Here is a 16,868-nt window from a genome sequence, read left to right on the forward strand (position 1 = left end):
CCTCAGAATTTTCTAAGCTTAAAAATCGATTATAAAAAAAGCCCTTTGCAAGATGCAAAGGGCCTTTTCTCACTAGACAAGTATTTACTTAGGGTTTAGTGGTTTTATCGGCTTGCGCCACGGCGTTTTTCAACTCTTGCGCCTCAGCCAGGTGCTCTTTCAAGACCGGTAAGATCTGGTCAATAAATTGCTGCACGTCTGGGTCATTCACTTCTTTATCGGCTTTCTCATAGAAGGCGATGGCCTCCTCATGGGCTTCCACCTCCAGGTTCGCGAAGGTCTGGTCAAACTCCTCTCCTTTTTTAGTCTCCAAGCTATCTACCAGTGCTTTTTTCTCGCTTCCCATTTGGGCCGGCAATTCCACTGCTTTCTTTTTAGCTATTTCTGCCAGCACGGGAGTTGTACGGGAGTGCACATGGTAGATTTTCTGTCCCAAGGCGCCTACTTCTCCTTTTTTGCTTTGGTCTTCGGCCATCATACCGGCCATCAACTGGAAGTTATCATTGGTGGCGGCCTGCTTGAGGAACTGTTCTACTTTCTGGTGGTCTGCGGCGCTGGCTTCTTTATCTACTTTATTGCAAGAAACCAATGTCATACTGCTCATAGAGAACAATGAAGCCAGCATCCAAACATTGATATTTTTCATAGTCGTATATTTTAGTACTTCTACCTGTTATCCCCTTTAAACGACCATCGGCACCATATGTTGTAAAAGTTCATATACAACTAGCTAATTCCTACTAATTCATAATTAATAAATTAAAAAAATACAAGTACAATCAACCAGAATATTGATATTATATTTATAATTTAATCAATAATACAAAGATAATTTACAGTATAAAGCTTTTGAGGTAATTCACAGAAAACAACTCAAAAACAGCTATACCACCCACACAAGCCACTCTTTGACATGCTCATCCTCTCAATTCGGCGGGCAAAAAAAGAAGCCTTCTGCAGGTGCAAAAGGCTTCTTTTTTTATTCCTTCCTTATTTACCGTACTTCTTCCACGGAAAAGCCGGCTTTTTGCAGTACGTCCCAATACCTCGGGTAGGATTTCCGCACTACGCGTGGTTCTTCTATGACCAGCGAACCCTTCAGGGCCAGCGGCGCGAAAGCCATGGCCATGCGGTGGTCTTCGTAGGTATGGATGGTGACTTCATTTTGCGGCCGATTCAAGAGAAACACCTTGAAAACGTCTGGGGCAACCTCGCGCAGTTCCGCGCCTAATTTCACCAGTTCCATCTGCAGGGCCGCAATGCGGTCGGTTTCCTTTATCCGGAGACTCTCCAGGCCGGTCATCTCCACTTCCACGCCCAAGCCAGCGGCCAGGGCGGCCACGGTTTGGGCCAGGTCCGGGCAGGCAAAGAAATCTATGCGGGCCAAAGGCTCCTGCACCGGCTGCTTGGTTAACTGCACACCCTCCGCCGAAAAAGCGGTCCGCACCCCGAAAGGCGCCATCAAGGACGGCAGCATGCTGTCGCCCTGAAGGGAATCGGCGCGGAGCGCGGGCAGGAAAAGATCTGCCTCCCCGGCTAGCGCCGCGATGCTGTACCAGTAACTGGCTGCTGACCAATCTGACTCCACGGTATATTCTTTGGCCTGGTATTCTTGTTTGGCTACAGATATTTGCTGGCCTTCAAAGGTAGCCTGCACGCCAAAGTGCGCCATCTGGGCCAGGGTCATTCTAATGTAAGGCTCCGAGCCGATCTTTCCCTCTAATGTCAATTCCAAGCCCTGCGGCAACAGCGGCGCAATCATGAGCAGTGCTGAAATGTATTGGCTGCTGATATCGGCCCGAATTGATAGCTGGTTCGTGCCCGAGAACTCAAACCCGTTCATCTGCAGCGGCGGGTAGCCTTCCTGGCCCAGATACTCAATCTGCGCCCCCAATTGCCGAAGCGCGTCTACCAACACGCCAATAGGCCGCTGGCACATGCGCGGGGTTCCGGTTAGCGTCAGCCGCTGGCCGGTGGCGGCGTAATAGGCGGTCAGGAAACGCATCACGGTGCCGGCATCCTCGGCGCTCACCTCCTGCCCCACGGGCGTGGAGAGCAACCGGTTCAGGAGCTGGGTATCGTTGGCGTCTGACAGGTTATGGATGGGGAAATCTTTCCCGGACAAAGCCCGGATGATGAGGGCGCGGTTGGCCTCGCTTTTGGAGGCTGGCAAGGTCACGCGTCCGCGCAACACGCCCGTGGGGTGCGATACGCGCACGGCAGCAGCTGAAATCATAGTAATTGGTAATAGCGCAAGGCACTCTGTACCTCGGGTAATGTAATAGGTTTGTCATAGAGGGCCTCCCCTATCTTCTGCAGCAAAGTACAGTTAATGGTGGCGCCGTCGTTCTTTTTGTCATGCAGGCAAAGGTGGCTGATGGCCTGAACATCGGCCTCCGGAATGGTCACCTTTTCATAGATAGACAGGATAAACGTCTCTATCTGCTCCAGCTCCTCCTGCGGCAAAAGCCCTTTCTGGGTAGAGAGCCAGGCTTCGCAGAGCATACCCACGGCAATAGCCTCGCCGTGCAGCAGGGTCTGGCCGGGTTTCTCCAGGTAAAAGCTTTCCACGGCGTGGCCGATGGTGTGCCCGAAGTTGAGGATCTTGCGCAAGCCGTTCTCCAGCGGATCAGCGGTGACCACGCGTGACTTGATGTCGATGGAATGGCGGATCAGATCGGTCCAGTCCTCCGTGAACATGCCAATGTAGCGCTGCTCATAGAACTTGTAGGCGTCCATGATGAGCCAGTGCTTGATGATCTCGGCGAAGCCAGATTTCATCTGCCGCAGGTCCAGGGTCTGCAGAAACACCGGGTTCACCAGCACTGCCAACGGCTCCTGGAACACACCTATATGGTTTTTGAAACCCATGAAATCAATACCGGTCTTGCCGCCCACGCTGGCGTCTACCTGTGACAAAAGCGTGGTGGGCACGTTCACGAACCGGATACCTCGTTTGTACAGGCTGGCACAGAAGCCGCCCAGATCTGTGAGCACGCCGCCACCCAGGTTCACGAGTAAACTCCAGCGGTCCAGGTTCTGGTCAGTGAGTTCTCGCCACACGTGCTCGCAGGTGGTTAGGTTCTTGTGCTCCTCGCCGCTCTGGATCTGCACCACGTAATGGTTTTCCGGCAAAAAGGACTTCAGCAACGGATAGCAGTGCCGATGGGTGTTCTCGTCTACCAACACCACCGTCTTTTTGAAAGCCCGGTTCTGCAACAAATCTTTGAGTTGCCCCACGGCCTCGAGGCCTATGAAAATCTCTTCGGTCAATGTATTTCTGTTTAATGCGTTTAGCGGCCCATTTATTTAAAACGGCCTCTAAACCGGATAATCCTCTAAAAAAGGGAATGTCTGGGGAGAATCAAAATAAAACCCGCTGAATGCGCTTGCCCCTCTGGGTTGCAAGGTACTGCCTGCCAGGTAAAACCTCCCTACTGATTCGGAGAATTCTTTTCCACAATCTCGGTCTGCACCCTGATAGACTCCAGATGGATGAGTTCATACAGTTCAGCGGCGAACTCTGGGTTGATCTGCATCTGGCGGGCCCACTCTTTCCGGGTCTCGAAAATGCTATTCCAGCGCTCCGGCTGCAATACGGCAATGTTATTCTCTTTCTTGTCCTCACCAATCTTCTCCACCAGGCGCATGCGGCGCGCCAAGGCCTCAATGATCTCGCGGTCGGCGCGGTCAATTTTCTGGCGCAGTTCCTCGGTACGGCTGATGAAAGCGGCATCAGGGAGGCTGCGCACCTGCAGTTTATCAAGTATCTCACCCAAAGCCTCAGGCGTGATCTGCTGCTCGGCATCCGAGAGGGCTTCTGCAGGGTTGGGGTGTGTTTCAATCATGACCCCGTCAAAGTTCAGGTCCAGCCCGGTCTGGGAAATGGGCAGAATCAGATCGGGCTGACCGCCAATGTGGCTGGGGTCCACCACCACTGGCAGAAACGGGTACATGCCTTTGAGTTGGATAGGAATCTGCCAGAGCGGCTCGTTGCGGTACTGGGTGACCTCATAGGACGAAAACCCGCGGTGGATGGCCGCCACGTCCTCAATGCCCGCAGCCCAGAGCCGTTCTACCGCACCTGCCCAAAGGCTGAGATCAGGGCTCACGGGGTTCTTGACCATGACCGGCACCTGGGTGCCGCGCAGGGCATCGGCGAGTTCCTGCACCGCAAAGGGGTTTACGGTGGTGCGGGCGCCAATCCAGAGCACGTCAATGTTGTGTTTGAGGGCGGTTTCCACGTGGTGAGGCCGCGCCACCTCCGTGGCCACCGGAATACCGTACTCCTGCCGGACCTCGTGGAGCCACTTCATGCCCTCGGTACCCACGCCCTCAAAGGTACCCGGCTTGGAGCGGGGCTTCCAGACACCGGCCCTGAAGATATCTGCCTGCAGGTCTTTCAATTGACGGGCCGTATCCATGACCTGCTCCCGGGTTTCGGCGCTGCACGGACCGGCGATTACCAATGGTCGGCGGCGCAGCTTGCTCAGCTGGTGAAAATAATTGTTTTCTTTTTTCCGTTCCATGGCCAATTGCACGCGTTACAGGGTAGCGGTTCATAGGTGGTTTTCGCAAATCGCCTAAAAAACAACTAACAACCGTTTTTACGTTATCTTTGTACAGCTTAAATGTAGCACTTAATCTATGACTCCTGCACTAAAAGTTTCTTTTGAAGATACCGCCATTGCGTTCGCTGATAAATCTGATGCAGAACTCTATAAAACCTACCTCCTGTTTGCGGCCATGAACAACAACTCCATGGTGAAGATGGGCGGAGGCCTCATGAAAAAGGCGCTGAGCTGGAACCTGCCGGTGAAGTTCCTTATTAAGAAAAGCATTTTTGAGCAATTCTGCGGTGGTGAGACCATCCAGGAATGCAAACCCACTATTGAGAAACTAGGCCGGTCAGGCATAGGCACCATTTTGGACTACTCAGTGGAAGGCGAGAGCAACGAGGCCAGCTTTGACCACACGGTGCAGGAAATCATCGCTACCATTGAGATGGCGGCCACCTCTAACCACATCCCGTTCAGCGTATTCAAGGTGACCGGCGTAGCCGATTCTGCCCTGCTGGCCAAAGCCCAGACAGACCAAGAACTCACGAACCAGGAGAAAGCAGCCTTCGGGCGGGTACGGGCCCGGGTGAAAGCCATTTGCCAGCGCGCGTTTGAGCGGGGCGTGCGTGTGTTCATTGACGCCGAGGAAAGCTGGATGCAGGAAACCATTGACCAGCTCTGCTACGAGATGATGGAACTCTATAACCAGGAGCGCCCCATAGTCTACAACACCTACCAACTCTACCGCCACGACCGCCTGGACGTGATCAAGCGCGACTTTGAGCGGGCCCAGCGCGAGGGTTATTACCTGGGCGGCAAACTGGTGCGCGGTGCCTACATGGAAAAAGAAGGCCGCGTGGCCCAGCAGCGGGGCATAAACAACCCCATCAACCCTACCAAAGAAGCCACCGATGCCCTGTACGATGAATCGCTGCGGTTCTGCCTTGAGCACATTGACCGCATTGCCATCTGCGCCGGTACACACAACGAGCAGAGCTGCTACCACCTCATAGAACTAATGGACGAGTTCAACATCCAGCCCAATGATGAGCGCATCTATTTTGCGCAGTTGCTGGGCATGAGCGACAACCTCTCCTACAACCTGGCGCATGCCGGCTACAACGTGGCCAAATACGTTCCCTACGGCCCTGTAGAGGCCGTGATGCCGTACCTGCTGCGCCGCGCCGACGAGAACACCGCCATTGCCGGCCAGAGCAGCCGCGAGTTCTCTTTGGTTAAAAAGGAACTAGAGCGCCGCAAGCGCAAGGCCTAAAACAGAAAAGCGTTTGGGGCCTGTTTTCTGGCAAACAGGCCCCAAACGCTTTTTTCACGAACTCACCTAAAAAGTAAAAGCGTCTCTTACGCAAACTGTATGAGACGCTTTTATCTTGTCCTAATCAGGAGGTGTGCTTACGCACACCGCTTAATTACTGAGCAGTAGTTGCAGTTGCAGCAGTGTCAGTACCGGCAGTAGTACCAGTAGTTGTACCAGCAGTAGTAGTGTCAGTGGTAGTAGTAGTTGAAGTAGTGTCGCCTTCAGTTGCAGTAGCATCAGTAGAAGTAGCTTCAGTAGAAGCACCTTCAGTACCTTCAGCAGATTTAGACTCGCAAGAAGCGAAAACGAACATACCAGCTACCAGGGCAAGAGAAAATACCTTTTTCATTGTAATAGGTTTTAAGGGTTTTAGCGTTAATTTCAACCTTAATACCACTACCCCCCGAGAGGTAACCCACCTTTTTCAAAAAAAAATTTATTTTTTTCTGTGGGTTACTAAATGACTGAAACTGTATTAATTGACGAGCATGATTCAAAAGGCGCTAGTGACCGATGCGGCCATAATAGAAGGGATTCTTCAAGACGATGATGCGGCACTGAGTAGGTTATACAAACTCCACTTTTCCATGGTCTTGTTCTTTGTCCAGAGCAACAGCGGGACTGAGGATGACGCCAAGGACATTTTCCAGGAAGCGGTGATTGTCTTCTATGAAAAGATCAAGGCGGGCCAACTGGAACTGAATTGCCAGATAAAAACCTACCTGTATTCTATCTGCCGCCGTCTTTGGCTGAAAAGGCTGTCAAGAAGCAGCCGGTTCAGCCATGGTATGATTGAAGACACCGAATCTGAGCTGGCCCCCCACGTAGACGCCGACGCCGAGCAGGCTGAGCAGAACGAACTCAAGTTTGAGGCCATGGGCAATGCCCTGGGTCAGTTGGGCGAGCCCTGCAAAACCCTGCTGGAGGATTTCTACATCAGGAGCATGGGCATGGCCGAGATCACCGAGAAGTTTGGTTATACTAACGTAGACTCGGCCAAGAACCAGAAGTACAAGTGCCTGATGCGCCTGAAGAAACTGTTCTTCCTGGACTATCAGGTTCCTTCTTAAAAGGAAACGCGTAAAAACAGACATCCGGCACCGGATGCATTTCTATATATGAGTGACAGGGAATTATTGGAATTGATTGAAAGGTACCACCAGCACCAGGTGACCTCCGCTGAGCGCCGCGCACTGGAGGAACGCATGGCCGCCGATCCGGTATTCGCGCAGCGGGTACGGGAGGTGGAGCTGTTTACGGCAGCCTTGCAGAACCATGGCCGGCAGAAATCACTGCGCGACCGCCTGAACCAGCACCACCAGGCCTGGCAGCAGGAAAACCAGAAAGTGACCACCCCACCGGTGCTCAAGCGCCGTACGCCCGTGCAGATTTTCATGCGCCGCTATGCCGCTACCATGGGCGTAGCCGCCACCGTGGCCATTGTCACGGTATTCAGCAGTTTGTTGGGCATGGAGATGTGGCGCTCAGCCACGAAGCAGCAAACGGCCCGCTACGTGGAGCTGCGCCGCGAGGTAGATGACCTCAAGCGGAAACAGAATGCCTTATTGAATACCAACCCGGCCGTTACGCCTAAAGCCAGCACCCTTAATCCGGGTCAGTTCTCGGGAACCGGTTTCGTACTCACCTCAGACGGGTATTTCGTGACCAGCTACCATGTGATTGAAGGAGCCGACTCGCTCATGATTGAGAACAAGAACGGCACCAAGCTCAAGGTGGAGGAGATCTACTCAGACCAGGTGCGTGACCTTGCCCTGCTGCGCGTCACAGATACCTCGTTCACCGGTTTCGGGAAGTTGCCTTACTCTTTCAAGCAGAAGGAAAGCGAACTGGGCGAGCGCGTGTTCACCCTGGGTTTCCCCAGAGAGGATGTAGTGTTCGGCGAGGGTACCTTGAGCTCCAAATCTGGGGTGTACGGCGACACCGCCTCTTACCAGATCTCTATTCCGTTGAACCCTGGTAACAGCGGCGGCCCGCTCTTGGATGACCGCGGCAACATGATTGGCGTGATCAGCGGCAAGATGCTGGGCGTAGACGGCGCGGCCTTCGCGGTGAAGTCTGCTTACCTGCTCACCCTGCTAGACCAACTGCCGGAGCACCGCCTGCCCAAGCCTATTTCACTGCCAAAGGTGAATAACCTGGCCGGCAACCCACGTCCGCAGCAGCTGAAGAAACTGCAGGATTTCGTTTACATGGTGAAAGTTTATAATTAAGCTCCATAGCTTTTATTTAAAGGCTGATTTTCTGAAAACACCCCTTAAACGCCTGTGCCCAGCACGGGCGTTTCTGTTTTATATCCGGTGGGTAGATGTAACTAATACGTATGATTTGCGTTAAGCTAAATCTAATTGCCAGTTGCCGGTTCCGTCACTGGCCTAGTAATTACCACTATGTTACATCTACTAAATATTAAGCAAAAGACTATGGAAAATCGCACTGGAAACACGCATAATTCTGGAATGTTGACAGGTATGTTCAGAGACAGAGAAAGTGCCGAGCGCGCTTACAATTCTTTACATAACCGTGGCTACAGCAGAGATGATATTAACGTGATCATGAGCGATGATGCCCGCAAGCGTCACTTCTCTGACAACGATAACAATAACACAGAACTGGGCAGCAAAGCCTTAGAAGGTGCCGGTGCTGGTTCTGCCATTGGTGGTACCCTTGGTGCAATTGTGGGCGCTATTGCCGCAATTGGTACTTCTATTGCGCTTCCAGGACTTGGCCTGGTGATTGCTGGCCCGTTAGCGGCTGGTCTGGCCGGAGCCGGTGCCGGTGGCTTAACAGGTGGTTTACTAGGTGCCCTGGTAGGCTCTGGTATTCCTGAGGAGCGTGCCAAAGTGTACGAGTCAGGCATCAAGGAAGGAAATATTGTAATGGGCGTAACTCCTCGCTCTGCTGAGGATGCCGAATATTTTGAGAATGACTGGCGCACCAACCGTGGTGAGCATATCTACCGTTAATCAGTAGAAATAATCACATAAAAAGCCCCGGCTCTTAAATAGAGCCGGGGCTTTTTTGTTTGAATAACATCTTGAATTCAATTAAGTATTTAAGTTTCTATTTAAGGGCTATTTTTATTGAAATGGCCCTTAAATAGAAACCTGTTTTTAAATTATAATTCCTTTATTTATTTCAGCTCCAATCTGATGGGCAAAGTCATGCGCACGGGTACCGATCTGCCGTTCTGGTAACCGGGTTTCCAGCGGGGCAATTTATGCACCACCCGCAGGGCTTCTTCTTCGGTGCCGTAACCCAAGCCCTTGAGCACCTGCACATCGGTGATGTCTCCAGTGGCGGCCACCACAAAACTAACTACCACGGTGCCTTCTATGCCACTGGCCTGGGCCGCTCTGGGGTAGCGCAGGTTCTTGCCAATGAACTCCATCAGCTTAGGCAGTCCCCCGGCAAACTCTGGCATTTGCTCTACCCTCACAAAAATCTCAGGCGCTGCGGGCGCAGTCTCTAAACCGGCACCATCCCCAACTCCGGTTCCGGTACCCGAGCCTATTTCGGGGTTGTTCAGGTTGCCGTCACCATTTCCTTCTGAGGTCACCAGCCCAGAGCTGGCGGTCTGAAGCTGTTCCTGGGTGGGGATTTCATCGGTCACTTTCCTTGTGTCCTCCACCACTTTGGGCGTAACATTCTTGACAGTGGGTCCGGTGGGCGGGGAGGGAGCAGCAGGTGCAGTTGGTTTGGTTTCTTTCACCTCTTCAAGTTGTGGAGGTTCTACATATGTCATACACACAGTAGGATTCTCAGTTACTTTTCTTGCAGGGGCCTGCTTACCAAAAAGCTTGTTCACCAGGAAGGGCGCAGAGAAAAATACCAGGGAAAGCGCGATGGCGTAGAGCACGGCCTGGCTGATATGCTGATTGTAGAGTTTGCGTAAGACATAGGCGCCGTAGGCTTTGTTGCGGCCCTCAAAAATCATGTCATCCAGGGTGGCGGCGTAAGCGTGGTTCGTTTCCATGAGGTTGGCGTTTTGTTTGTGGTTTGGGTGTCATTTTCCTCATGATGTAGCCGCCTGCCAGTTTCCATATCAGCCTGCCAGATTTAAATAATATATAAAATTGCCTATTTTGTTCACGATTGAGAATCAGGGAGAAACAAATCCGGGGCTCCCGATGTTAAAAAAAAGAGGGCCAAAAAGAACAACTACTGCCACGTTCTGCTTACTTGCAATTCTTTAGCAAATAATCTCAGAACGTTCACACCTTTCTGGCACTTGCCTACGTTTAACGTAAAGTAATGCACCCGCAAAACAGGCACTACTTTTGTTTATACACTAACAGACATTACTAGAGACAAAATATGTTTTCATTAAAGACTAAGCTGGTCGCATACGGTACTGCCGCCTCAGTGGTGTTTGGCATTGCCTCCTACAGGCTTCTGGAGACAGATGGCGCAGTTCGGGATCAGAAAAACGAAGTGCTTACCAAAGTCCTCATGCAGGGCTTGAGCTCTGCGCACTACAAGCCGGAGCGTTTAGACGATGAATTTTCAAAAAAGGCCTTTAACCTCTACCTGGAGCGCCTGGACTACAACAAAAAGTTCTTGCTGCAGTCAGACGTAGACCAACTCAGGGCTTACCAGACCCAGTTGGACGATGAGTTCAAGAACGGTTCTTTCAAGTTCTTTGACCTTTCCATGAGCGTTTTCCAGAAAAGGCTCAAAGAGGCCGAAGGCTACTATAAAGAGATCCTGGACAAACCTTTTGAGTTTGAGAAAGAGGAGACCATTGAGGTGAAACCAGAGAAACTGAAGTTTGCCTCCTCCCCTGCTGCCCTCAAAGAAGAGTGGCGCAAGTACCTCAAATACCAGGCGTTGATAAGAGTGGCCGATGCGCTGGACAGCCAGCAGAAGGCAGACTCCGCGGGCTCCAAAGAGGCCAAGAAAACCATGCCTGAGATTGAGGCCGATGCCCGTAAAAAACTCAAAGACAACTACGATGATCTGTTCAAGCGGATGGGCCAGTTGGAGAACGAAGATTACCGTTCTTCTTACCTGAACTCCTTCGCCAACATCTATGACCCGCACACCGAGTACTATGCCCCCAAAGAGAAAGAGGACTTCGACTATGAGTTCTCCGGACGTCTTGAAGGCATTGGTGCTTTATTGCAGGAAAAAGACGGTCTAATCAAGGTTTCTGAGATCACCCCAGGTAGCCCTTCTTACCTGCAAGGTGAACTGAAACCCGGCGACGTGATCTTGAAGGTGGCCCAGGGCAACCAGCAGCCGGTGGATATCTCCGGCATGCGGATTGACAAGGCCGTGACCCTCATCAGAGGTAAGAAAGGCACTGAGGTTCGCCTGCACGTGAAGAAAGTAGACGGCACCATGAAGGTGATTCCAATCATCAGAGACGTGGTGGTACGCGAAGAAGGTTACGCCAAATCGCTTATGATCAAAGGAGCTAAGCCTATCGGGTACATCCATCTGCCTGCCTTCTACGCTGACTTCAAAAACGCCGGTGGCCGTAACTCCGGTAAAGACGTAGCCGAGGAGATTCAGAAGCTGAAGCAAGAAAACGCCCAAGGTATTATCCTTGACCTGAGAAACAACGGTGGTGGCTCGTTGCAGGACGTGGTAGACATGGTGGGTCTTTTCATCAAGTCTGGTCCCGTGGTACAGGTGAAATCTGCCAATGGCCCGGCCGCGGTGCTGGAAGACAGAGATCCGCAGGTACAGTTTGGTGGCCCGTTGGTGGTACTGGTGAACGAGAACAGCGCCTCGGCGTCTGAGATCATGGCCGCCGCCATCCAGGACTACAAGCGTGGGGTGATTGTGGGTAGCTCTACCTATGGCAAAGGCACCGTGCAGCAGTTCTTTGACCTGGACCAGGTATTGCCAGCCTCTTTTGACGCGGTGAAACCCCTTGGTCACCTGAAACTGACTACCCAAAAATACTACCGCATCAGCGGGAAAACCGTGCAGCTGCGCGGCGTAACCCCAGACATCGTGCTGCCTGACACTTACACTTACCTGAAATACGGCGAGAAAGAGCAGGAATACGCGCTTCCATTTGATGAGATTCAGTCGGCTAAGTTCAACACATGGAGCAGCCCTAACTTCTCTATTGAGAAGCTGAAAGCCTCCTCTAAAGCCAGAGTGGCCGCCAGCCCGACCTTCTCCTTAATCAACCAGAGCGCCATGCGCCTGAAAGACCGTACCGAGGTGTCTACCCGCTCCCTCAAGCTGAGCACGTACTTAGCCGAAGAGCGCCGCACCCAGGAAGAGTCTAAGAAACTGGAGAACCTGCGCAAGACCATACCGCAGTTAGATGTGGCCGGCCTGAAATCAGACTTGAGTAAGTTATCTGGTGACACCGCTGCCTCCGCTCGCTTCCAGGCTTTCACCCGTAACGCCAAAAAAGACCTCTACATTCAGGAAGCAGTCTCTATCCTGAAAGACGGGTTATAATAGATCCTAAACTTCTAAGAAAGGCCGTTGCTAAAGTAACGGCCTTTTTTACGTCCTTTTCAGAAAGAAGCCTATAAACAGCTTAGCCCTTCATTTTAGAAAACGCCTGATCCAGGTCCTTGATCAGGTACTCGGGGTCTTCCAGGCCAATGTAAAACCTGATCAAGGTGAAGGGCAGCGAAGACCGGTAGTTTCCCTTATTGTGGGCCGCTGCCGCAGGGTAGATCAACGACTCATGCCCGCCCCAGGAAGCCGCCATGAGAAAGTGCTGCAGACTATCGCAGAACCGATCCACTTCTTTGATCTGGTCGGTATTCAGTTTGATGGTGAATTGCCCGGTGTTGTTGCGCATCTGCTTTTTGGCCAGTTTGTACTGCGGATGCTCGGGCAGGAAAGGCCACAGAATCTCAGACACTTCTTCCCTTTGCTGTAGGTAAGCCACCACCTGTCGGGTGGTCTTGGCAATGCGGTCCATGCGCAGCGGCAGCGTACGGAGCCCCCGCAGCAACAACCAGGCATCGTGCGGCGACAAAACGGCTCCCAGGGTCATGTATTCGGTACTGAAGATCTGGTTGATGCGCTCCCGGTCTCCGCAGACTATGCCGCCCATGACATCGCTGTGGCCGCCTATGTATTTGGTGGCGGAGTGCACCACCAGGTCTACGCCCATGGCTGCAGGGTTCTGAAACAGCGGCGAGGCGAAACTGTTGTCAATGACCGTGCAGATGTTCCGCTCTTTGGCATACGCCACTATCTGGGCAATATCCTGCAGTTCAAAGGTGAAGGAATTGGGACTTTCCAGATAATACAGTACGGTGTTCTCCTTGCTGGCCTCGGCAAAGTTGCGGGCATCGGTGCCGTCTACCATGGTCACCTCCACCCCAAAACGGGGCAGGAAATTACGCATGAGTTTGTTTGTCCAGGTGTAGGGTTTCCTGATGCAGACCACATGGTCACCGGCCTTCACCTGCGAAAGCACCGCCGCCACCACGGCCGCAATGCCGCTCCCAAAAGCAATGGCATGCTCAGTTCCTTCCAGCGCGGCAATTTTCTTCTCCAGCATGTCTACCGTAGGGTTGTTGCCCCGAGTGTAGAAATCCACCTCAAACTCATGCTGCAGCATGTAACGCATTTCATCCACGGTTCTGCACGCAAAGTTGCTTGTCTGGATGATGGGTGGGGCCACAGCGTTAAAATACGCCGCCCGGTCTTCGCCAAGTTCGTTCAGGATATAGGAGAGGTCCATACAAGAAGAAAATAGTTTCTCCTTCTACTCCCAGCCTCTGGAAAGGGTTGTTGGCTCTAACCGCGTTTGAAATGAGCACCAAAGAAAAGGGCTTGCCTTAGGCAAGCCCTTTTCTTTGGTGCTTTATTATCTTTTAGAACCGGATGCGCAGGTTAGCTTCTACCTGAGGATCTGGTTTAGCAGTTGTAGTGGTTTCCTTGGTTAAATCAAAGGAAGTGGTGAACTGCACGTTGTCTTTGAGGTTGATACCGGCATTCACGTTCCAGGGGGCAGTTTTATCAAACTGGCCGCGGTAGTTAACGCCGGCAGTCAGGAACTTTATGTTGGCCATGGTCCCGAACTGGTACTCCTGCTTGCCGTCTTTCAACGGTTGGTTCATGAAGAACGATGGCGTCAGGCTGAATTCCGGGGCGAAAGCGATTTTATAACCGGCGGTCACCAGTAATTCTCTGATGCCTTCATGCTCGGCATCGCCTACCAGGTTATAGTTAGGCGCTAATAGACTGGCAAAAGTTGCCCCGGCGTAGAAATTGCGCACGTTCAACCAAACCCCGGCGTCTACATCGGGCCGAAGGTCGTTGTCATGGCCTACCATCTTCTTCTCCTCGTTACGGGTTTTCTCCGCCAGGTCTACGTTGAAGTACTCGGCGGCCAACTGCGCCCCGAAAGCCAGGCTGCTTTGCTCTCCCAATCTGAAGCGCTTGGCGTAGCTGAAGCCCAATTTACCTAACCAATAAGGCCCAAACTGGTCATACACCGCCACAACACCAATCCCGTTAGGGTTCTCCTTGCTTACGTATCCCTGGTAATGGGCAATCACGGACAAAGGAGCCGAAGAGGCCGATCTGTTGATAGAGTTGAGGTGCCCGTTCACGCCAAGCTCTCTTCTTCCCTCAGAGCCCGCAAAGGCCGGGTTCAGGTAAAAATAATTCTGTTGGTAAAGGCGCGGGATCACCATGCGTTGCGGAGTAACCTGGGCCTTAGAAACGCTAGCAGCCAGCAGTAGCAAGCTGAATACAACAATTTGCTTCAGATTCATTGTCTAAGGTTAATAGAGAAAACTTAAATTAATTGTGCAAAAGGTAGAAGTAAAGAATAGAAATTCGGGTTTTGTGTATTTCTAATTGATGTAGAGACAACTTCTTCCTGCAAATTTAAGTTCATAAAATGGTAACCTTCTATATTAAGGGATATTAATATTTATTCCTCAATTGCCCTTCACAGCCAGATTACACATTTTTCGCCTACAAAAATTTTAAATTTCCTGGCCCACGCATTCTAAAAACAGTTCAGCCTTTATATTTTCCTGAGACAATTAATACAGGGCACTCCCCCATAAAGCAAAGGAGAATTAGATACTTTTTCAAGAAAACAGGCCTGAAACAATACCTTGTTTAACTTCTGGCTATAATGCATGGTCTTGCTTTTGGCCTGTTTTGATAGAACCGGGCCTAAAACAGGAAAGGGCCATTTACCTGATAGTAAATGGCCCTTTCCTGCTAAATTATTTCTTGCGCTTTAATACCCCATGGCGGTGTCATCTCCCCGGGGATCAGCTCCTCCTTCCCAAAGTCCATTCCTTAGCCGAAGGATGCCATCCACCGCGCCGTAGTTTGATCTGTTCTGCAGCGTATGTCCCCGCTTCAGGAGCTCTTCCCTTACCTCAGGAGACAAAGCCGCAGCCTCGGGTTCTACTCTATCCGGGAGCCACTGGTGGTGGAAGCGCGGGGCGGCTACGGCCTGCTGCATACCCATGCCGTGGTCTACCACGTTCAGGATAGCCTGGAAAACCGAGGTGATGATGGTGGACCCGCCGGGAGTGCCTACTACCATAAACAGCTTGCCGTCTTTCTCCAGGATGGTAGGTGTCATGGAGCTTAACATGCGTTTACCGGGGGCAATGGCGTTGGCCTCTCCCCCAATGAGCCCGAACATATTAGGCACGCCAGGCTTGGCGCTGAAATCGTCCATTTCGTTGTTGAGGATGAAGCCGGCGCCTTCCACCACTACTTTGGAGCCGTAGCCCCCGTTGAGAGTGGTGGTGATGGAAGCGGCATTCCCCCACTGGTCCACGATGGAGTAATGGGTGGTCTGGTCGCTTTCATGGGGCTGCAGTTTACCCGCCATGATCTGGGTAGAGGACGTAGCGTGCTCCATGTCCAGGTCCGTCAAACGGTTCTTGAGGTAAGCGGAGTTCAGCAGATCAGCCACGGGCACTTTCACGAAATCAGGATCGCCCAGGTAAGTGGCGCGGTCAGCGTACACCCGGCGCTGGGCCTCGGTCATGACGTGCACGGTATTCGGCTGCTGCCAACCCCATTTCTGCAGGTTGTAGGGCTCCACCATCTTCAGCAGTTGCAGCAGGGCTATACCTCCGCTGGAGGGCGGAGGCATAGAGATCACCTTGTACCCGCGGTAAGAACCCGTAATAGCCTCACGCCACACAGAATGGTAATCCTTCAGGTCCTGGTGCGAGATAAGGCCTCCTCCCCTTTGCATTTCCTTCACCAGCAGATCGGCGGTTTCGCCTTCATAGAATCCGGCCCGGCCTTTGTCCCTGATGCGTTCCAGCGTGCTGGCCAGTTCTGGCAGGTATAGCACATCGCCTTTCTGCCAGGGCGTGTTCCTAACCACCATGGGCGTGAATTTATTCGCTTTGATAAAGCTTTCCTTCGCGCCGTTGAGCATGTGGGCTTCGCGCTCCGTCAAGACCACGCCTTTGTGGGCCAGGTCAATGGCGGGCTGTACCACCTGCACCCAGGGCAGACTGCCTAGTTTCTGGTGCATGGCCACCATGCCGTCTACCGCGCCCGGCACTCCTACGGCCAAATGCCCCAGGATACTTGCATCGGGGACCACATTGCCTTGGGCATCCAGGTACATGTCGCGCGACGCGGCCTGGGGCGCCTTCTCGCGGTAGTCCAAAGAGCCCACTTCTCCGTCTTGTTTCCGGTACACCAGAAATCCGCCGCCGCCAATGTTGCCCGCCACCGGGAACGCCACGGCCAGGGCAAAGCCGGTGGCCACTGCCGCATCAAAGGCATTGCCGCCCTTTTGCAGAATCTCCAGGCCAATGCGCGAGGCCTCTGGGTGGGCACTCACCACCATGCCTTTCCGGCCGGTGGCTCCCTGTTGCTGAGGCAAAGAAGAAGCAGGCTTATCAGCGGGTTTGCAGCCCACTACCTGCCATAGAATCCATAAGAAGATGAAAGAATAGGAGATGCCTTTTTTCATGTTGTTTTAGCGGAGTTTTGGCCAAAAGGGCCTCTAAGCGGACGAATCCAAATTGAAAAGTAAAGAAATA

Annotated in this window: 14 protein-coding genes and 1 pseudogene; 5 read left to right on the top strand and 10 right to left on the bottom strand. The window is 52.3% G+C overall.

What is annotated here, in order from left to right; all coding sequences use genetic code 11:
- Window positions 1-88: 88 nt before the first annotated feature.
- The 4 genes from J3P34_RS06325 to J3P34_RS06340 all read right to left on the bottom strand — a co-directional run bounded on the left by J3P34_RS06325 (window position 89) and on the right by J3P34_RS06340 (window position 4,529).
- Complete coding sequence (locus tag J3P34_RS06325) at window positions 89-646, bottom strand: DUF4142 domain-containing protein (protein ID WP_210487180.1); 558 nt, start codon at window positions 644-646, stop codon at window positions 89-91.
- A 348-nt stretch (window positions 647-994) separates the two neighbouring features.
- A complete protein-coding gene (locus J3P34_RS06330; protein WP_210487182.1) occupies window positions 995-2,236 on the bottom strand; it encodes a 3-phosphoshikimate 1-carboxyvinyltransferase in 1,242 nt (413 codons plus the stop codon).
- Window positions 2,233-3,273: a 3-dehydroquinate synthase gene (aroB, locus tag J3P34_RS06335; RefSeq protein WP_210487184.1), complete on the bottom strand. Its 1,041-nt coding sequence runs from the start codon at window positions 3,271-3,273 to the stop codon at window positions 2,233-2,235. The genes J3P34_RS06330 and aroB overlap by 4 nt, the downstream gene beginning before the upstream one ends.
- A 161-nt stretch (window positions 3,274-3,434) precedes the next feature.
- Window positions 3,435-4,529, bottom strand: a complete 1,095-nt coding sequence (locus tag J3P34_RS06340; RefSeq protein ID WP_210487186.1) for a bifunctional 3-deoxy-7-phosphoheptulonate synthase/chorismate mutase type II — start codon at window positions 4,527-4,529, stop codon at window positions 3,435-3,437.
- A 118-nt stretch (window positions 4,530-4,647) separates the two neighbouring features.
- On the opposite strand from J3P34_RS06340, the gene J3P34_RS06345 reads away from it, so the two are divergent.
- Window positions 4,648-5,832 carry a proline dehydrogenase family protein gene (locus tag J3P34_RS06345; RefSeq protein WP_210487188.1) on the top strand — a complete coding sequence of 395 codons (1,185 nt, stop codon included), beginning with the start codon at window positions 4,648-4,650 and terminating at the stop codon, window positions 5,830-5,832.
- 154 nt (window positions 5,833-5,986) lie between these two features.
- Here J3P34_RS06345 and J3P34_RS06350 read toward each other — a convergent pair whose 3' ends face one another.
- Window positions 5,987-6,223, bottom strand: coding sequence for a hypothetical protein (locus tag J3P34_RS06350; protein WP_210487190.1), 237 nt, complete (start codon window positions 6,221-6,223; stop codon window positions 5,987-5,989).
- A 139-nt stretch (window positions 6,224-6,362) separates the two neighbouring features.
- Between J3P34_RS06350 and J3P34_RS06355 the strand changes: the two genes are divergently transcribed.
- The 3 genes from J3P34_RS06355 to J3P34_RS06365 all read left to right on the top strand — a co-directional run bounded on the left by J3P34_RS06355 (window position 6,363) and on the right by J3P34_RS06365 (window position 8,858).
- Window positions 6,363-6,944, top strand: a complete 582-nt coding sequence (locus tag J3P34_RS06355; protein WP_210487192.1) for an RNA polymerase sigma factor — start codon at window positions 6,363-6,365, stop codon at window positions 6,942-6,944.
- A 48-nt stretch (window positions 6,945-6,992) separates the two neighbouring features.
- Window positions 6,993-8,105: a S1 family peptidase gene (locus J3P34_RS06360; protein ID WP_210463850.1), complete on the top strand. Its 1,113-nt coding sequence runs from the start codon at window positions 6,993-6,995 to the stop codon at window positions 8,103-8,105.
- Window positions 8,106-8,315: 210 nt separating this feature from the next.
- Window positions 8,316-8,858 carry a hypothetical protein gene (locus J3P34_RS06365; protein ID WP_210463849.1) on the top strand — a complete coding sequence of 181 codons (543 nt, stop codon included), beginning with the start codon at window positions 8,316-8,318 and terminating at the stop codon, window positions 8,856-8,858.
- Between the two features lie 167 nt (window positions 8,859-9,025).
- Here J3P34_RS06365 and J3P34_RS06370 read toward each other — a convergent pair whose 3' ends face one another.
- Window positions 9,026-9,868: an energy transducer TonB gene (locus J3P34_RS06370; RefSeq protein WP_210487194.1), complete on the bottom strand. Its 843-nt coding sequence runs from the start codon at window positions 9,866-9,868 to the stop codon at window positions 9,026-9,028.
- A 341-nt stretch (window positions 9,869-10,209) separates the two neighbouring features.
- On the opposite strand from J3P34_RS06370, the gene J3P34_RS06375 reads away from it, so the two are divergent.
- Entirely contained in the window at window positions 10,210-12,318 is a 2,109-nt protein-coding gene (locus tag J3P34_RS06375; protein WP_210487196.1) for a carboxy terminal-processing peptidase, read from the top strand.
- Here J3P34_RS06375 and J3P34_RS22425 read toward each other — a convergent pair.
- The 4 genes and pseudogenes from J3P34_RS22425 to ggt form a co-directional block, all read right to left on the bottom strand.
- A pseudogene (locus J3P34_RS22425) lies at window positions 12,296-12,385 on the bottom strand (hypothetical protein); the annotation flags it as partial. The gene J3P34_RS06375 and the pseudogene J3P34_RS22425 overlap by 23 nt on opposite strands.
- Window positions 12,386-12,400: 15 nt before the next feature.
- Complete coding sequence (locus J3P34_RS06385; RefSeq protein ID WP_210487199.1) at window positions 12,401-13,564, bottom strand: trans-sulfuration enzyme family protein; 1,164 nt, start codon at window positions 13,562-13,564, stop codon at window positions 12,401-12,403.
- Window positions 13,565-13,697: 133 nt separating this feature from the next.
- Complete coding sequence (locus J3P34_RS06390) at window positions 13,698-14,603, bottom strand: PorP/SprF family type IX secretion system membrane protein (RefSeq protein WP_210487201.1); 906 nt, start codon at window positions 14,601-14,603, stop codon at window positions 13,698-13,700.
- Window positions 14,604-15,082: 479 nt separating this feature from the next.
- The gene (gene ggt, locus J3P34_RS06395; protein ID WP_210487203.1) at window positions 15,083-16,798 is read right to left on the bottom strand and encodes a gamma-glutamyltransferase; all 1,716 of its coding nucleotides are present in this window, start codon (window positions 16,796-16,798) and stop codon (window positions 15,083-15,085) included.
- Between the last annotated feature and the right edge of the window lie 70 nt (window positions 16,799-16,868).

The organism is Rufibacter aurantiacus, assembly GCF_017916345.1.
Classification (GTDB): Bacteria; Bacteroidota; Bacteroidia; order Cytophagales; family Hymenobacteraceae; genus Nibribacter; species Nibribacter roseolus.

Coding starts and splice junctions, on each gene's coding strand:
- J3P34_RS06325 (WP_210487180.1), bottom strand. CDS start 646: ATGAAAAATATCAATGTTTGGATGCTGGCTTCATTGTTCTCTATGAGC.
- J3P34_RS06330 (WP_210487182.1), bottom strand. CDS start 2,236: ATGATTTCAGCTGCTGCCGTGCGCGTATCGCACCCCACGGGCGTGTTG.
- J3P34_RS06340 (WP_210487186.1), bottom strand. CDS start 4,529: ATGGAACGGAAAAAAGAAAACAATTATTTTCACCAGCTGAGCAAGCTG.
- J3P34_RS06345 (WP_210487188.1), top strand. CDS start 4,648: ATGACTCCTGCACTAAAAGTTTCTTTTGAAGATACCGCCATTGCGTTC.
- J3P34_RS06350 (WP_210487190.1), bottom strand. CDS start 6,223: ATGAAAAAGGTATTTTCTCTTGCCCTGGTAGCTGGTATGTTCGTTTTC.
- J3P34_RS06355 (WP_210487192.1), top strand. CDS start 6,363: ATGATTCAAAAGGCGCTAGTGACCGATGCGGCCATAATAGAAGGGATT.
- J3P34_RS06360 (WP_210463850.1), top strand. CDS start 6,993: ATGAGTGACAGGGAATTATTGGAATTGATTGAAAGGTACCACCAGCAC.
- J3P34_RS06365 (WP_210463849.1), top strand. CDS start 8,316: ATGGAAAATCGCACTGGAAACACGCATAATTCTGGAATGTTGACAGGT.
- J3P34_RS06370 (WP_210487194.1), bottom strand. CDS start 9,868: ATGGAAACGAACCACGCTTACGCCGCCACCCTGGATGACATGATTTTT.
- J3P34_RS06375 (WP_210487196.1), top strand. CDS start 10,210: ATGTTTTCATTAAAGACTAAGCTGGTCGCATACGGTACTGCCGCCTCA.
- J3P34_RS06385 (WP_210487199.1), bottom strand. CDS start 13,564: ATGGACCTCTCCTATATCCTGAACGAACTTGGCGAAGACCGGGCGGCG.
- J3P34_RS06390 (WP_210487201.1), bottom strand. CDS start 14,603: ATGAATCTGAAGCAAATTGTTGTATTCAGCTTGCTACTGCTGGCTGCT.
- ggt (WP_210487203.1), bottom strand. CDS start 16,798: ATGAAAAAAGGCATCTCCTATTCTTTCATCTTCTTATGGATTCTATGG.